Annotated in this window: 13 protein-coding genes; 10 read left to right on the top strand and 3 right to left on the bottom strand. The window is 58.6% G+C overall.

Going from position 1 to position 15,223, the window contains the following annotated elements; translation table 11 throughout:
- Window positions 1-58: 58 nt before the first annotated feature.
- A complete protein-coding gene (gene yajC / locus PSR62_RS14290; RefSeq protein ID WP_047813866.1) occupies window positions 59-478 on the bottom strand; it encodes a preprotein translocase subunit YajC in 420 nt (139 codons plus the stop codon).
- A gap of 86 nt (window positions 479-564) precedes the next feature.
- Here yajC and PSR62_RS14285 point away from each other — a divergent pair, with 86 nt between their 5' ends.
- The 4 genes from PSR62_RS14285 (at window position 565) to PSR62_RS14270 (ending at window position 7,182) form a co-directional block, all read left to right on the top strand.
- Window positions 565-1,899: a DegT/DnrJ/EryC1/StrS family aminotransferase gene (locus tag PSR62_RS14285; protein ID WP_338020079.1), complete on the top strand. Its 1,335-nt coding sequence runs from the start codon at window positions 565-567 to the stop codon at window positions 1,897-1,899.
- Window positions 1,900-2,049: 150 nt separating this feature from the next.
- Complete coding sequence (gene ppnP / locus PSR62_RS14280; protein WP_274403673.1) at window positions 2,050-2,328, top strand: pyrimidine/purine nucleoside phosphorylase; 279 nt, start codon at window positions 2,050-2,052, stop codon at window positions 2,326-2,328.
- Window positions 2,329-2,773: 445 nt separating this feature from the next.
- Window positions 2,774-3,700, top strand: coding sequence for a ThuA domain-containing protein (locus PSR62_RS14275; RefSeq protein WP_274403672.1), 927 nt, complete (start codon window positions 2,774-2,776; stop codon window positions 3,698-3,700).
- A gap of 17 nt (window positions 3,701-3,717) precedes the next feature.
- A complete protein-coding gene (locus PSR62_RS14270) occupies window positions 3,718-7,182 on the top strand; it encodes a PVC-type heme-binding CxxCH protein (RefSeq protein WP_274403671.1) in 3,465 nt (1,154 codons plus the stop codon).
- 202 nt (window positions 7,183-7,384) lie between these two features.
- On the opposite strand, the gene PSR62_RS14265 is transcribed toward PSR62_RS14270, so the two are convergent.
- Window positions 7,385-8,830, bottom strand: a complete 1,446-nt coding sequence (locus PSR62_RS14265) for a Gfo/Idh/MocA family protein (protein WP_274403670.1) — start codon at window positions 8,828-8,830, stop codon at window positions 7,385-7,387.
- 467 nt (window positions 8,831-9,297) lie between these two features.
- On the opposite strand from PSR62_RS14265, the gene PSR62_RS14260 reads away from it, so the two are divergent.
- From PSR62_RS14260 to PSR62_RS14235, 6 genes are all read left to right on the top strand, one after another.
- On the top strand, window positions 9,298-9,630 hold the full coding sequence (locus PSR62_RS14260) for a HesB/IscA family protein (protein WP_007326964.1): 333 nt from the start codon (window positions 9,298-9,300) through the stop codon (window positions 9,628-9,630).
- A gap of 333 nt (window positions 9,631-9,963) precedes the next feature.
- Complete coding sequence (gene nusB, locus PSR62_RS14255) at window positions 9,964-10,401, top strand: transcription antitermination factor NusB (RefSeq protein ID WP_083434854.1); 438 nt, start codon at window positions 9,964-9,966, stop codon at window positions 10,399-10,401.
- Window positions 10,398-11,021: a Holliday junction branch migration protein RuvA gene (ruvA, locus tag PSR62_RS14250; RefSeq protein WP_274403669.1), complete on the top strand. Its 624-nt coding sequence runs from the start codon at window positions 10,398-10,400 to the stop codon at window positions 11,019-11,021. The genes nusB and ruvA overlap by 4 nt, the downstream gene beginning before the upstream one ends.
- A 322-nt stretch (window positions 11,022-11,343) precedes the next feature.
- Complete coding sequence (locus PSR62_RS14245) at window positions 11,344-11,949, top strand: thioredoxin family protein (protein WP_274403668.1); 606 nt, start codon at window positions 11,344-11,346, stop codon at window positions 11,947-11,949.
- A gap of 7 nt (window positions 11,950-11,956) precedes the next feature.
- Window positions 11,957-12,940, top strand: a complete 984-nt coding sequence (locus tag PSR62_RS14240) for a dihydrodipicolinate synthase family protein (RefSeq protein WP_274403667.1) — start codon at window positions 11,957-11,959, stop codon at window positions 12,938-12,940.
- A gap of 128 nt (window positions 12,941-13,068) precedes the next feature.
- Window positions 13,069-14,130, top strand: a complete 1,062-nt coding sequence (locus tag PSR62_RS14235) for a hypothetical protein (protein ID WP_338020078.1) — start codon at window positions 13,069-13,071, stop codon at window positions 14,128-14,130.
- A gap of 93 nt (window positions 14,131-14,223) precedes the next feature.
- Here PSR62_RS14235 and PSR62_RS14230 read toward each other — a convergent pair whose 3' ends face one another.
- Window positions 14,224-15,180, bottom strand: a complete 957-nt coding sequence (locus PSR62_RS14230) for a DUF1559 family PulG-like putative transporter (protein WP_274403665.1) — start codon at window positions 15,178-15,180, stop codon at window positions 14,224-14,226.
- Between the last annotated feature and the right edge of the window lie 43 nt (window positions 15,181-15,223).

Here is a 15,223-nt window from a genome sequence, read left to right as displayed (position 1 = left end):
GCGATGTGTCCGCTGCGACCAAAACCAGTCGCTGTGGGAAGGATGGTTTGGGAAGAGGTCAGTCCGACGAATCGTTGTCGGGTTTGTTCTTCGGTTCGCCGACGATTTTGACGATGGCTGACCGATTGACTTTGATGCGTGTCGAACCACTCTCGTCAATTTTCAGAGTCACCGTGTCACTGTCAGGTGCTGCGGAAACGATCGTGCCGTGGATGCCACCAATCGTGACCACGCGATCGTTTTTGCCCAGCGCTGACATCATCTTGGCTTCTTCGGCTCGCCGGCGGCGTTCAGGTCCGAAGTAGGTGACGTAGAAGATTGCCACCACGCCAACAGGCAAAATCAACGGGTTTTCGAGAATTCGCTGCAGAATCGAAGATTCTCCAGCAGGCGGTGCATCCTGTGCCAGCAACTGAAATGCGAGCAAGGTTGCCTGCCGCGTCAGATCAGTTAAGAACAGATCGAAAGAAGGCAACAAGACAGGGATTCCGGGGAAGATGACACTAGCTCGACGCGGCCCCAGCCGTCCTGGCTGGTGGTTGCCTGCGTCATTCGCAATGCGGCATGATATGGAAGCAAAAAAATCGCCACAAGCCCAGCCCTAACTTGCCTCGCCATCCTCCTTTGCGTAGCACTGAGAATCAATTGGATTTCCCCGCCGAAGAATCGTTCGAGGCCTCCTCCGATGGGTGGCCGGCTTGGCCGCCCCAAACCCCCCAATTGACCAGCCAGATCGAACGCTCGGTGACGGAAGCTCTCCACGATGGCCAATGGGGCACTTATCCAGAGACAACCGCGGGCAAGGGTGGCTCTCCGGGGGTTTACGAACGATGCCGATCCTCGGTGGCCGAGGCGGCGACCCAGTGGGCAGCCCCCCCAGGAGTCGACTTGTTCGGCGTCCCCCCCCAGGTCCGTTTGTGCCCCTCGGGGTCCTCGGCGATCGAACTTGCCTTGCGAACGTTGGGGGCCGGACCAGCGGGGGGCAAGCAGAAGGCTGCAACGAAAGTGATTTTGTCGGCCTACGATTACCCCGGCAATTTCCGGACGGTCGAATTGCTTGGGGCCCGGCCAGTGCTATGCGACACGGAGCCCCCCCAGGCAACGCGAGCCAGCTGCTCCCCTGCCGGTATCTCTCCATGCTTGACGTCAATCGAGCGCATTGAGGCCCCGCCAGAGTCCGTTGTGCTGGTCTCGCACCTGCACGGCCAGTTGGTGGACTCGCTTGCCCTGGCAGATCTGTGCCGCCAGCGCCGGTGGTTGTTGATCGAGGACGCGTGCCAAGCGATTGGAGCAGGACGAACTCAACTGAACGCGACCGGACAAATGGTGTTTGTGCCCGTCGGGACGCTGGCCGACTGGACCACTTACAGCTTTGGCGGCAGCAAGCCACTGACGTGCGGGAACGGAGGCGCTTTGGCGACTGAATTCGAAGGCAAATTTCAAAAGCTAAAAGGGATGGTGGATCGACCAAGCGATGCGTTCCCTCTGTCCCCACTGCAATGCGCCGCCCTCCTGCCGCAATTGAGTTGGCTGACTCGGATGAACCAAATCCGCTGCGAAAACGCGGCGAGTTTGAGCGAACTGGACTGGGCATCGGTCGGCTGCACCGCGATCTGGAACAACGATCCCACCGTCGTTCGAGCTCCATACAAGTTTCCCGTCTTGGCTCGAGACGCTCCGACACGAGCGAACGTGCTGCACGCTCTGCGTTCCATTCAGGTGCCCTGTGGCGAGGGATTTCGTGCGATGCATCGGACCAGTGACCGCCGGAGCGACAAACCTGTGCCGCTGAAAAACGCACAACAATTGAGCGACGCGTTGCTGGTCATCGACCACCGCGCGCTGCTGGCCCCCGACGTCACCGAACGAATTCGCAAGTGTTTGATTGAAATGCGTTGAGTCGGCCCAGGAAGATCTCGCGGATGCAAGCGGCTTGAATTATCTTCTCCGCGTTCCCAGGTTTCCGCCCCCGAGAGCGGCGGGCGAGCTGGACAATCGCGTGCTCTCGCCGAGCCATTTTCACCGAATCCCCTTCTCTCTGAGATCAACATGCAAGTCAACGAATACTTCGACGGCAATGTCACTTCCATCGCGTTTGAAAATGGCGAAGGCCGAGCGACATCGGGCGTGATGTTGGCGGGGGAATATGAATTTGGAACCAGCGAAAAGGAATTGATGAAAATCGTTTCCGGCAAACTCGAAGCGAAGCTGCCCAGTGAACCTGGCTACCGGGCTTACCCAGCCGGCTCCGAATTCAGAATCGACGCCAACCAAAAGTTCCAGGTTCGCGTGCTCGAACCCACCGCCTACCTGTGCTTCTACAGCTGAGCTGATTCGCGCCCGCCAATTGTCGCCTTTTTGACACCGCTCGACGGAATCGGGCAGAGTCGAACATTTGTCTCAAGTGTTTGCGTGTTTGGATTGAACTGCCGAGACGCGGCACGCGGATGTTTTGCGGGTTGGTTGGCAGACCACGTGGCTTGGCGTTGGCACGATTTCTGACGGAACCGTTGAGGACAACGGTTCTACTCTGGGGCCGAGTCTCCCTGCGTTGGGACCGGCCGATACGAATCGATGGCAGGAGAACTCCATGGGCTTCAGCTTGGGTTACAATCGGGAGGCATGTCCGTGAGCGTCGACGATTGCCTCACCCCGCCTGAATCCTCCCGCCTGGAACCTTGGTTCTCCCTCTTCCATGAAAAATGATGTCTTCTCGGCCCCCTCGTGGTCATGGATCGCCGCTCTCGCGTGCGTCGTTATTGGTTGGAACTCCTTGGCTGCCACAGCAAGATCCGCGGACGGCGCCGAGAAAAAAATCTTGCTCATCGCTGGTGCCCCCAGCCACGGCTACGGTGATCACGAGCACTACGCTGGGCTGAAAGTTCTCGAACAGTCGTTGCAGGAAGCCAATCCAAACCTTCAAACCGAAGTCGTGCGTGGTTGGCCCAAGGACGCTTCCAAGGTGGAATCCGCCGACAGCGTGGTCCTGTACAGCGACGGGCAAGATCGCCATGTCGCGTTTGATCATCGCGATGAATTGCGAACTCTCTTGAAGCGTGGCGGCGGATTGGTGTGCTTGCACTACGCCACTGAAATGAAGCCGGGCGAATCCGGAGATGACATGGTCGAACTGTTGGGTGGGCACTTTGAAATCCATTACAGCGTCAACCCGCACTGGATCGCGAAGTTTGATTCGCTGCCTGAGCACCCGATCACTCACAAGGTCGAACCCTTTGCAACCAATGACGAGTGGTACTTCCACTTGCGATTTTCGGAACAAGGCAAGCTGACCCCCATTTTGCAATCCGTCGCACCAGAGTCGACCATGCGGCGCGAAGATGGCGCTCACAGCGGCAACCCTCACGTTCGAAAATCAGTCGCGGCTGGCGAACCGCAGACCGTTGCCTGGGCCTATGAACCTGAATTCGGCGGCCGTAGCTTTGGCTTCACCGGCGGGCACCATCACTGGAATTGGTCCCATGTTCCATTGCGTCGCTTGGTGACCAACGCGATTCGTTGGACCGCGGGTGACGATCCAACCCAGGAAGCCAACTCGCTTCAACCGATCTCAGCAGAACAACTGTTGGCTGACCAAGACTATGAACCGCCCAAGGACTTCGACCTGGAGTCGATCGCGAAAAAGTTCGACATTCCGGTCAGCGGCGAGACGTCCAAGGACGACGCAAAAAAAAAGCGCTGAACGGTTCGACGTCAGCGGTGCCCGCTGAGTGGTTGTTCGCCAGCCCGTTGGTGACCACCGCGACGGAAGGACATCGAGTGGCGATCGAAGTGGACCTGACCGAGGTCGATGAAGTCGCGCGTCAAAAACTGTTCTTGGTGGTCAGCGAAGGCAACGACGACTACTCGTGTGACCATGTGGCTTGGTTGGCACCGACGCTGCATGGTGCCAAGGGAACACTGGATTTAGTCGAACACGGTTGGGTGACTGCGCGAGCCGGTTACGGCAACGTCCGGAAGAATGCGAATTGCTCGGGTGGCCCGGTGTTGGTTGAAAATCAGCTCGCGGGAAAGGCCGCGATTGGAACGCACGCTCCCAGCATCATCGAATTGGATGTCCCACCTGGTTACGACCGCCTGACCGTGACGGGCGCTCTGGAAAGTGGCGGCACCAACCAGCAGGGCGGCAACCACACCAGCGTCCGGTTTGCTGTTTACGCTGGATCGCCGCCGAAGAATCTCAATGAAGTTGACGGCAAAGCAGCGGAGGACCAACGTTCGCCGGAACACGCCGTGGCGGGACTGGAAGTCGCCGAGGGCTTGGAAGTCACGCTGATGGGCAGCGAGCCGGACCTCTCCAGCCTGACCAACCTCGACATCGATCATCGCGGACGGGTTTGGGTATGCGATGTCATGAACTACCGCCGCAACCAAGGCTCGCGTCCCGAAGGCGATCGGATCTTGATCTTGGAAGACACCACCGGCGACGGAAAACTCGACCGCGTTCACACCTACTACCAAGGCCGTGACATCGACTCGGCGATGGGGATCTGCGTGCTCGGCAACGAGGTCATCGTGTCGGCTTCGCCAACCGTGTGGAAGTTCACCGACACCGACGGCGACGACATCCCCGATTCCAAGGTCGCGATGTTCACCGAAACGGGCCAACCTCAACACGACCACTCGGCCCACTCGTTTCTCTTCGGCGACGACGGCAAACTGTACTGGAACTTCGGCAACACCGGGACGCAGGTCAAAGATGCCGATGGCGAAACGGTGATCGACATCCACGGCCGGGCGGTCGTCGACAACGGCAAGCCGCTGTACGGGGGGATGCCATTTCGATGTGACCTGGATGGTTCCCATTTCGAAGTCCTGGCTCATAACTTTCGTAACAACTGGGAAACCACAGTCGACTCCTTCGGTGCCTTGTGGCAGAGCGACAACGATGACGATGGCAACCGCGGCACACGAATCAACTTCGTGATGGAGCAAGGCAACTACGGTTACAAAGACGAACAAACCGGGGCCTCTTGGCGAGCTGACCGGATCACGTTGGAAGATGAAATCCCGCTTCAACACTGGCACCTGAATGACCCCGGCGTGGTTCCCAACGTGTTGCAAACCGGAGCGGGCTCTCCCAGCGGAATCTGCCTGTACGAAGGACGCTTGTTGCCAGAACGTTTCTGGGACGAGGTCATCCACTGCGACCCGGGCCCCAACGTGGTGCGAGCCTATCCGATGATGGCCGATGGCGCGGGATACTCAGCGACGATCGAACCCTTGATCACCGGCACGACGGACAATTGGTTTCGTCCCGCGGATGTTTGTGTGGCTCCCGATGGATCGCTTTTCGTGACGGATTGGTACGACCCCGGTGTCGGCGGCCACCACCAAAAGGACAGCGACCGCGGACGCCTGTTTCGCGTGGCCCCGCCTGGCGTGAAATACTCCGTGCCGAAGTTTGACTGGACGACCGTCGAAGGTGCCATCGAAGCACTCCAAAGCCCCAACCGCTCGGCTCGCTACCTCGCCTGGCAAACCCTGCACGCGATGGGCAAAGCCGCCGAGCCCGCTTTGCATTCGCTGTACGAAAATGAAAACCCTCGCTACCGGGCTCGTGCTTTGTGGTTGCTCGGCAAGATCGAAGGTCGCGGGCAATTCTACGTCGAGCAAGCCTTGGCCGACGACAACTCTGACATCCGATGCACGGCGATTCGGCTGTGCAAACAACTCGGTCTTTCAACCGCAGAAATTTGTGGCGATGCTGCCAACGATCCCTCGCCCGCGGTCCGCCGTGAACTGGCCGTTGCCTTGCGATTCGATGAGTCCGACGCGATGCCAGCGGTTTGGGCGAAGCTTGCGATCCAGTACGACGGCAGCGACCGTTGGATGCTGGAGGCGTTGGGGATCGCCAGCGACTTGCGAGCGGGCGATTGCTACGCGGCTTGGATGAAAGCCAACCACGGCAACTGGAACACGCCCGCGGGACGCGACCTTGTCTGGCGTCTGCGTACGGATGAAGCGGCGGCCAACATGGTTGAACTGCTAGCCAGTGGCATACCAAGCGACGAAGCCAAACGTTACTTCCGGTCACTGGAATACCACTCCGATGCCGTGCGTGGAGTGGTGCTGCGTCAGTTGTTGCCCGATGAAAACAGTGAGCTTGTCGTTGCCCCTCAAGTCCTCGTCCGCACGGTCACGCGAATGCCCGATTTCGATCCGGCGAAGTTCCCCAAGACCCAAGCAGCGATCACAGATTACATTCGCAGTCGCGCCGACAAGCCCGACTTTGTCGAACTGGTTGAGCAGTTTCAGATCATGGACATGGATGAAGATCTGATTGCCGCGATGCTCCGAGACGGCGATGACAACCTGTCGCTTTCCGCCTTGCGTTTGCTGTTGAAACGCCAGGACGGCTGGAACCGTTTCGTCGGCATCTTGGCGAAGGATTCGAAGTACGATCCCGGCCAACGAGGCCGAATCCTTTCGCTGCTCGGCTCACTGGGCAACGGACGCGCAATCGGATTGCTGGCCCAGACCGCCGGTGACGAGGAGATGGATTACGGTTTGCGAAGCGCCGCGGTCCGTGCAATGGCAAAGTCCAACGGAGGCGCAACAGAGTTGCTGAAGATGGCTCAGCAGAATCACCTTCCGGCGGACACGCATTTGCTGGCGGGCGGACTGCTTGGCCGCAACGCCAACCAGGCGATTGCCAAACGAGCCAAGAAGTTGCTGCCTCAACCCGCCGCAGCAGACAACGCTCCGCTTCCTCCACTGGATGAACTGGTGCGTCTCAGCGGCGATGCAAAAAGAGGACAGACCATCTTCCGTGGCGTCGCGACCTGTGCGAACTGTCACCTGGTCGATGGGTTTGGGAAACAGGTCGGCCCAGACCTGTCCGAGATCGGGTCCAAGCTTTCTCGCGAAGCCATGTTCACATCGATTCTGGCCCCCAGTGCTGGCATCAGTCACAACTACGAGAACATGATCGCGTTGACCGAGGATGGCCGCGTCGTCAACGGCGTGCTGGTCTCGGAGACCGACGACACACTTGTGTTGCGAACCGCGGAAGCCATCGACTTGGAATTGAACCAAGACGAAATCGCTGACGTTAAAAAGAGCGAGAAGTCGATCATGCCCGAGAACTTGCACCACACCACCGACCAACAGGGGCTGGTGGATATGGTCGAGTATCTGATGGGGCTGAAAAAGAAGTCGTAACGGCTCCTCACGTGCCAACCAGGTCGACGCATCAAAAACGCGTGCTGCCACCCCCATCGCTCAGGGGTGCAACACTGAGACGTGAGTCGAACAATGTTCAGACCGACCTGTCGGTCCGGGATGACCGCTGATCCTGTCTCGCTCGGTGGTCCCCACCGAGCCAGGCTGCCTTCGACTTCGCGGGCTGGACACCGAACCCACGTCAGGCTTCGTAGGAATGGCCTTCGCGAGGTTCGAAGCTCAGGAATGAATTGGCCTCGCCGGAGCCAGCGAATTGCTGCTTGGCTTCATCCCAACGGAGTGCCTGACCAGGAAAACGGGTCGCGATGCAGCCCAGCAGGGACGCCTGTGTCATGGTGCCGGCCGTTTGCAGATCGCTGGCCAATGAATCCGACTTGCCTTCGCGGGCGGCTTGGATCCAGCGTTCATAGTGAGACCTCGATGTCTCGCTGCCTTCGGCAGACAGTTGCTCCACTCGTGCCCGGGCAGCTTGCCGTGCGTCGGCGAGTTCGTTGTCGTCTTCGCTGGCGACGGCGATGATCTGTGGCATTTGATCGGGCTCATTCGCCAGCGTCGATCCGACGAGCGTCATCTTGTCACCCACAATCATGCAGCCGCTGCCGCCGGCCGAGTAACCTGGCTCGCCACTGGCTTCATCGGCGATGATGGTCGGCGTCTCGGGCTGTTTGCCTCCGTCGTCCCAGGTCAACTTCAATCCTTTGGGGCAGACTTCGGTGGCCTCAAATTCCATTTGGATTTGGGACCAAACCGGATAAGAAATCGACGCCGCCGTTTCACAATCGGCCGTGACTGTTCGCGGCAATTTCAGCCGCAGAGCCGTGAAGGCGGGATCGAGCAAATGGCACCCCATGTCGCCGAGCGCACCGGTGCCGAAGTCCCACCAGCCGCGCCAGGCCACGGGCAGGTAGCCTTTGCAGAACGGACGATCCGCGACCGGGCCGAGCCACAGGTCCCAGTCCAGCGAAATGGGGGGCGCAGTCGAAACCGGAGTCGTCGCCATTCCTTGCGGCCATTCGGGGCGGTCTGTCCAACAGTGAACCGACTGGATCTCACCCAGCACACCGCGCTGAATGAAATCCTCGAAGGCTCGCATATGAAGGCTGGAGTGACCCTGGTTACCAACTTGAACTGCCAATCCGGAATCCTTGGCGGCAGCTTGCAACCTTCGGACTTCATCAAACGTGCGAGCCATCGGACATTGCAAGTAGACGTGCTTGCCATGCCGCATCGCTGCCAAACCGATGGCCGCATGCGTGTGGTCCGGCGTGCTGATGACGACCGCATCGAATTCTTTGTCGAACTCTTCGAGCATGACTCGATAGTCCGTGAACCGTTCGACATCAGGGTGCTGACAGAACGTTTTGCCAGCTCTTTGCACATCCACATCGCAGAGCGCCACGGGGGTTCCACCGGCATGGATCATTCGGCGAACGTCGCGGGCCCCCTGCCCACCCACACCGATCTGGGCAAATCGAAATTGATCGCTGGGAGGTGTCTTGCCGGGACCACCCAAAACATGGGGGGAGACAACCATCACGGACGCTGCAGCGAGCGTCGAACGTTTCAGAAAAGAGCGACGGTCGGCGGACGCGCAGCGTCCACCCCGGCTGGCCAAAGAATCGGTCATTGCGATCACCTGACGGTGCAAAGAAGAGAAAAGGACAAGCGAACGACCTCGCTGCGATCGTTCTCAGCGAGTCTCCGCCTGACGGGAGCATTCTACCGGTCAAGCAGCTCGTGGACCAATTTTCAAATTTCGGGGGTCAAATTTCACCCGATTGTTGCCCGGTCCCAACCCGTTCCAACTGCGTGTTCACCCCTGAAATGGCGGCAAAAGCCGAGTGAAATGCTAGCATTTCGCCGCTGTCCCCCGAGTTTCCAAGGGGCTCGCTTTTGATTTCCAAGTGAACCGGACACTCCTTCGCTGCGAAAAGAGGTTGTTGATCTGGTTGGCCTGCGGGTACAATTTCCGATCACAAAGTAGTGGACCGATTGGTGCCAAAACTGCCAAGATGCCGGGTTTTCGCATTGGCGAGCCTTTCTCGGACCTAACTTCAAACAACTGTCCATCCATTCACGAGGATCATCCGAACGATGGCAATCAAATTGACTGAACGCGCGGCCGAAGAAGTCATGCGTTTTCGCAAGGAACACAACTTCGACGATTCGATGCTGTTGAGGATTGGTGTCGCTGGTGGTGGTTGCAGCGGATTCAACTACACGCTGAACTTCGACGACAGCTTTGACATGAAAGCCGACTCGAAATACGACTGTCACGGCGTCAGCGTCGTCGTCGACAAAAAGAGCTCGCTGTACCTCGATGGAACCGAAGTCGACTGGTACGACAGCCTCGAAAAGCAAGGCTTCACTTTCAACAACCCCAACGCTGTGAAAAGCTGCGGTTGCGGAAGCTCGTTCCAAGCCTGATCGAGCTCGCTCGAACGGAATATGAATCACCGAAAGTCGGCTCGCTTCTCTGAAGCAGCCGGCTTTTGTTTTTTTGCTGCGCGAATGATTCTTGGCGGCGGACCTCGGGCACGCTGCCCACGGGGATGGTCCACACCCCTTGCCTTTGGGATTTCCTCCGCCCAGAGGGAGGCCAAGGGAAGTGCCATGCAGGTATCGCAGAGTTGAACCTGTCGTTGCGAACGCCTTGTCGTCTCCGTTTGCCCCCGCCCGTGGGTATCAACCGGGCACTTCACCAAAATCCCTCCGACAACTTTGCCTTGGCCTAGTTGACACTTCTGAGGTTCCTGCGGGATGATCGCTCGCATGTCCACACGTCGACGCGCCCGCGAAATAGTCCTGCAGCTTCTCTACGAAGCCGATCTCAATGATTGGCGTGATGCCGCCACATCACGCAAGTTCATCCGCTCTCGTTTGCAAGGTCGCAAAGTCCTCACCGACTTTGCCTCTGACCTGCTCGATGGCACGATGGCTCGGCGGGATGACATTGATGCCAAGCTCGCCAAGCTTTCCACCAACTGGGCATTGCACCGCATGCCGGTGACCGATCGCAACGTGTTGCGTTTGGGTGCCTACGAGATTCTCTACAGTGGAACGCCTGGGCAAGTGGCGATTTCAGAGGCTCTGACACTGGCGAAACGCTACGGCGGCGAGAACAGCCCGCGGTTTATCAACGGTGTGTTGGATCGGTTGTTCAAGTATCACTCCAGCCCTGAATCCATTTCCTCATGATCGTTTCGATCGCAGGTAAACTGATCCAAGTGGGCGAGATCAGTGTCATCATCCAGGCGGCCCCGTTTGATTACGAGGTCTACGTGGGCGATTTCACCCGCCGACAATTGCAGAACCAAATCGGCAATGAAGTTCGGCTGCACACGCTGGACTACATCGAAGGCAACGCTCAAGGCGGACGTCTGACGCCACGCTTGATCGGATTCTCAACCCTTCCTGAACGCCAATTCTTTGACCTGTTCTGCAGCGTCGACGGGGTGGGTGTGAAAAAGGCTCTGCGGGCAATGGTTCGCCCTGTCAAAGAGCTGGCAGTGTTGATCGAAGAACAAGACGCGAAAACTCTGTCGGCACTTCCCGGCATTGGACCGGCGACCAGCGAAAAGGTGATCGCCAAACTGCGTCGCAAGATGCCACGATTCGCGTTGATGGTGGCCGGTGGCGAAGTCGCCGATGCAATGCAATCCGAGTCGCCCATTGTGACGGACACCTACGAGGCACTCGTGATGCTGGGCCACAGCGAAGCGGATGCTCGCAAGCTGATCGATGAAACCCTGGCGACCGGCAAAAAGTTCAAAGACACCGAGTCACTGCTCACCGCAATCTATCAGCGGTCGAAGTAACCAGGTCGAATTGACCAGTTCAAAGCAGCGAGGCAAAGCAGCGAGGCAAATCAGCCGGCGCCAATCTTCTGCGTCAGTGGCCGTCTGTCCAGACATCCTGGACGCCCCCCCTTCACCGGCAGGGACAGGCACCCAAACCCGAGGGGCGAGGAAAGAGCGTTTCGGCGAGTGTCGTCAAAAAAACTACGCAAATTGCCTAAGCCTCAACGTTGAACACTTGTGATTCCAATTTGGGACGCTTAGGTTTGCCCGGTCCAAGGTCCTCTCAACGCCCATCTTCGGGCTGTGAGGGACAGGTTGCTGCCTTAAGAAGGGGAATCTCATGGCTCAGTCAATGGTTGCGGGACGCAGCCGTTTTTGCGGAACCGGCGAAGATCGCCACTCGGTGACGCCACGCTTTTCACAGCGTGTTTTCTTTCCGATCCGGCCTGCCAAGCCTTGCCGGATCATTGCTCTGGCCACACTCTTTGGCCTGTTCACCACCACAGTCCAAGCCGAGTTGCCAATCATTGGCAAAGTCGCTTCGGCTCTCTCGTCGGCAAACTCGAATCGCCCGCGAGTCAAGGAAGTCTTTTCACCAGAGACGCCACAGTGGCACGACAACTTTGAATCGGGCTGGGCCGCGGCTCGCCGTTCAGGGCGACCGATGCTGATCTTCATCACGTCGGAGCACTGCCGGTTCTGTGACGCGATGAAACAAAACACGTTGAGCGACGCGGGAATTCAATCTCGACTGGCGAATGGTTTTGTGCCGATTATCCTTCGACCGGACACCAACCCAGAGATTCTGTCGCGAATCCCTGTGACAACGTACCCAACCACATTGCTGGCCATTCCGCGCGGCAAAGTGATCGCTCACCGAGTAGGCTATCAACCACCTGACCGTTTCCACGAACTGTTGGGCCTGGCCCCTTCCCCTCCGAACTGACCCCACTATGAATCGACGCATCTCCGGCATTTTGACTCCTAACATCACGCCGGTGGATGACCGGGGACGTGTCGACGAAGACCAGCTGCGAGGGTACGTCGACTGGTTGATCGACCACGGTGTGGATGGCTTGTACCCCAATGGCAGCACGGGCGAATTCGTTCGATTCACGGCGGAGGAACGCCGCCGGATCGTTCGCATCGTGGTGGACCAAGCCGCCGGTCGCGTCCCCGTGCTGGCGGGCGCCGCGGAAGCAAACGTCGATGAAACCATCGAAGCCTGCAACGCTTACGGTGACATGGGAGTTCGAGCAGTGGCGATTGTGGCGCCGTTCTATTACCCGATCAGCAGCGAAGGCGTGCACGCTTACTACGCCCGGATCGCGCGCGACGTGCGAGTCGACGTGACCCTCTACAACATCCCGCTGTTTGCGTCACCGATTGAGGCCGATGTGGTCATCCGGTTGGCCGAAGAGTACCCCCGGATCATCGGCCTGAAGGACAGCTCAGGCGATCTCCCCAACTTGATGCGGATGATGGCCGCGATTCGGCCGATGCGAGACGACTTTTCGTTCTTGACCGGCTGGGACGCGTCGCTGGCCCCGATGCTGATCGCCGGAGCGGACGGCGGCACCAACGCAACCAGCGGCGTGTTGCCGGAACTGACTCGGGCCATTCACCGGGCATGTGCGGAAGGCGATCACAAGCTGGCCATGGAACTGCAGTATTTGTTGCTGCCACTGTTCGACGCCATGATCGGTTTGGGCGAATTCCCAGAAGGCTTCCGAGCAGGAGCCCGTGCCCGTGGCTGGGACCTCGGCCGCAGTCGCTTGCCACTGTCGGACAAGCAACAAGCCCTGATCGCAGATGCCGAACGCGACATCAGCGCGATGGTTCATTCCACACAAGCCAAGATGTCTGCCACATCGGAGATGCCGCTGGAAGCCATCCAAGTGATCGCTCGCCGAGTGATGGAACAACTTCAGAAGTGATGAGGCACTTTCGAAAAGAAGGTCGCTTGGGAAGCCAGACGGGTCGATAAGTGGGACACATCCAAGTGGTTGCGCGGTAGGATAACGCGTCGACCTGCTTCGTTTTCACTGCATCGTGTTTTACCGTCATGGCGAACATCCGACCGTTTCGCAACTCTGATCTCCCGGGCCTGTTTGACGTTTGGATGCGTCACTGGGAGGCCGCCGGACAAATTCCTCCGGTCAGCGTTTCGATTCTCGAACGAGCCGTGCTTTCACGCACGTTCTTTTCCCCCGCCAGCCTGCTGGTGGCGGAAGTGGATGGCGAAGTGGTGGCATGGTGCCATCAGTTTTCAGACGACTGGCAATCACCACCACCGGAATTGCTAGCAGGCGACTCGCAGGTTGCCCTCAACGAAGTTCCCGAAGTCGATGCGGTGCCGACATCGCTGGTCGCCGCGATTTGCTTTGCCGGCGAAGCTGGGCTGGCGGTCTGCGATTCATTGCTGATCGAAACCATGCAACGTGCCGCGGACGCGGGCGTCAAACGGATGTGCGTCGGTCCGGTTCGCGATGCAAGAAATGGATACGGCGGATTGCCTCCCATCGGGCACGGGATGGGGGTCCCTGTCTCGGACGCGCGCGTGGCCTCCCTGTTGTCGCGACATGGTTTTCGTGTCGCTCGCAGTTTGCTGCGTTTGGTCGCCAACACATCGACGTATCGTCCGCCGGTCAATCGAGAGTTTTTGCAACTGCGTCGCTCCACTCGAATCGACCGATTGCCGATGCTGCCGCTGAATCATCGCACCGCGGTCGCGATGAGCCACTTCGACATGGAACGCAATGTCTTGATGGACCACCAAACCAACGAACCGCTCGCTGCGATGGATCTGTGGGTGGGCGATCCCGAAGGGCAAGTCATGGATGGAGCCCGCTCGATCCTGTCATTGCGGCTGATGCATCCGGTGGAACTCAATGGTTACCCGGCCCCCAAGCCCAAGAAAGGGTTTGCGACCTCGATGGCCGAACGCGAACTGTCCACGCACGAACAATTCTTGGTCGCCTCGATCGTTCAGTCACTTTCCAATCGACAAATCTTCACCGTTGAAACCACGATCGACTGCAACGCAGTGAAGCTGAAAGAACAGTTCGCGACGTTGAAGTTCAACGACGACGAACAGGGTCGCCAGTGGGAAAAAGACTTCGCCTGAACCGCCGTCACGGTTCGCACCTGCAACCGGACCCAACGCCCAATAGCACAGGAGGCGATTCCGATCATTCCTGACCCACTGCGTCGATGCATTTCAGTCGGCATCCGCTTCGCTAGATCCGTCGGCCGCTCGGTCATTCCGATTGACCATGGATTGAAACAGCGGTTGGTCAATGGTCTCGGATAGAAACGTCACCGCACCATCGCCCTTGAGGACGCTGGCGCCGCCAAAATGCCGACTGCCCAACCCTCCCACGAACCTCAGATCCTCAAGCTGCTCTTCTTCTGGGGACGAGTTGATTGGGTGGCCTGAGTTGCGGAGCGTCGCTCGCGTGCCGCTCAACCAACCCAGGTCGCCTGGAAACGAGAGCTTTTCTCCCAGCAGGATCGTGGCAGACATCCCGTCAGGAACTTCTTCCGAGCGAACCCAGGCATTGAGAAACAGCAGCCCATCGTTGGACGTCCCGATGGGGCTGGCAACGGAATGATGCAACCCTGCGTAGCTCGAGTTGGTGGGCGCGGAATCATCGGCAGGGCAACGAAATACCGGAACCATCGTTTCGCGACTCAAGCGATTGGAATCCGCGTACACACTGGCTGTGAAATCAATGGACTGGAACAGCCCGGTTTGATCGACGTAGGGAAGCAATGCCGGTACCCAATTGTGGTGATAACCTTCGGCAACGCTGGTGATGGCAAGCTCCGTTTCCGCGACATCTGCGACCGGATCCCCGGGCGAAGGCACTTCCGGCCAGAGCCGAAACGTGGCATTGAAAGAGGCCGTGCCCGTCGGCAAATGCCCCTGATCAGTCGAGTAGGACTGCATGGCAAGCGAGAGTCGGACCAGGTTTTGATCGCAGTTGCTGCGCCGCGTCAGTTCTCGCATGTTCCGCAGGAACGGGATCGAAAGCGACAGCAAGATCAACACGATCAGTGCGACAACGATCACTTCCACCAAGGAAACGCCAGGTCGCGGCAGCTGGTCCGCGCGGCGTTTCCGAGTGTGTGAGGTGTCAAAACGAACAAGTCGGCGATGGGTAGCAGCATTCATGCCCGTATTTTATCGAGCCAAGGCGTCTTCGCGAAGATCGCTG

The sequence above is a fragment of the Rhodopirellula sp. P2 genome, from assembly GCF_028768465.1.
Taxonomy (GTDB): domain Bacteria; phylum Planctomycetota; class Planctomycetia; order Pirellulales; family Pirellulaceae; genus Rhodopirellula.
The sequence above is the reverse complement of the archived record's forward strand: the minus strand, read 5'-3'. Positions and strand labels throughout refer to the sequence as shown.

Bases quoted from the DNA above. Each gene is read 5' to 3' on its own strand.
- PSR62_RS14245 (WP_274403668.1), top strand. From the start codon at position 11,344: ATGGCTCAGTCAATGGTTGCGGGACGCAGCCGTTTTTGCGGAACCGGC.
- PSR62_RS14235 (WP_338020078.1), top strand. From the start codon at position 13,069: ATGGCGAACATCCGACCGTTTCGCAACTCTGATCTCCCGGGCCTGTTT.
- ruvA (WP_274403669.1), top strand. From the start codon at position 10,398: ATGATCGTTTCGATCGCAGGTAAACTGATCCAAGTGGGCGAGATCAGT.
- PSR62_RS14240 (WP_274403667.1), top strand. From the start codon at position 11,957: ATGAATCGACGCATCTCCGGCATTTTGACTCCTAACATCACGCCGGTG.
- PSR62_RS14260 (WP_007326964.1), top strand. From the start codon at position 9,298: ATGGCAATCAAATTGACTGAACGCGCGGCCGAAGAAGTCATGCGTTTT.
- PSR62_RS14285 (WP_338020079.1), top strand. From the start codon at position 565: ATGATATGGAAGCAAAAAAATCGCCACAAGCCCAGCCCTAACTTGCCT.
- ppnP (WP_274403673.1), top strand. From the start codon at position 2,050: ATGCAAGTCAACGAATACTTCGACGGCAATGTCACTTCCATCGCGTTT.
- PSR62_RS14265 (WP_274403670.1), bottom strand. From the start codon at position 8,830: ATGACCGATTCTTTGGCCAGCCGGGGTGGACGCTGCGCGTCCGCCGAC.
- nusB (WP_083434854.1), top strand. From the start codon at position 9,964: ATGATCGCTCGCATGTCCACACGTCGACGCGCCCGCGAAATAGTCCTG.
- PSR62_RS14230 (WP_274403665.1), bottom strand. From the start codon at position 15,180: ATGAATGCTGCTACCCATCGCCGACTTGTTCGTTTTGACACCTCACAC.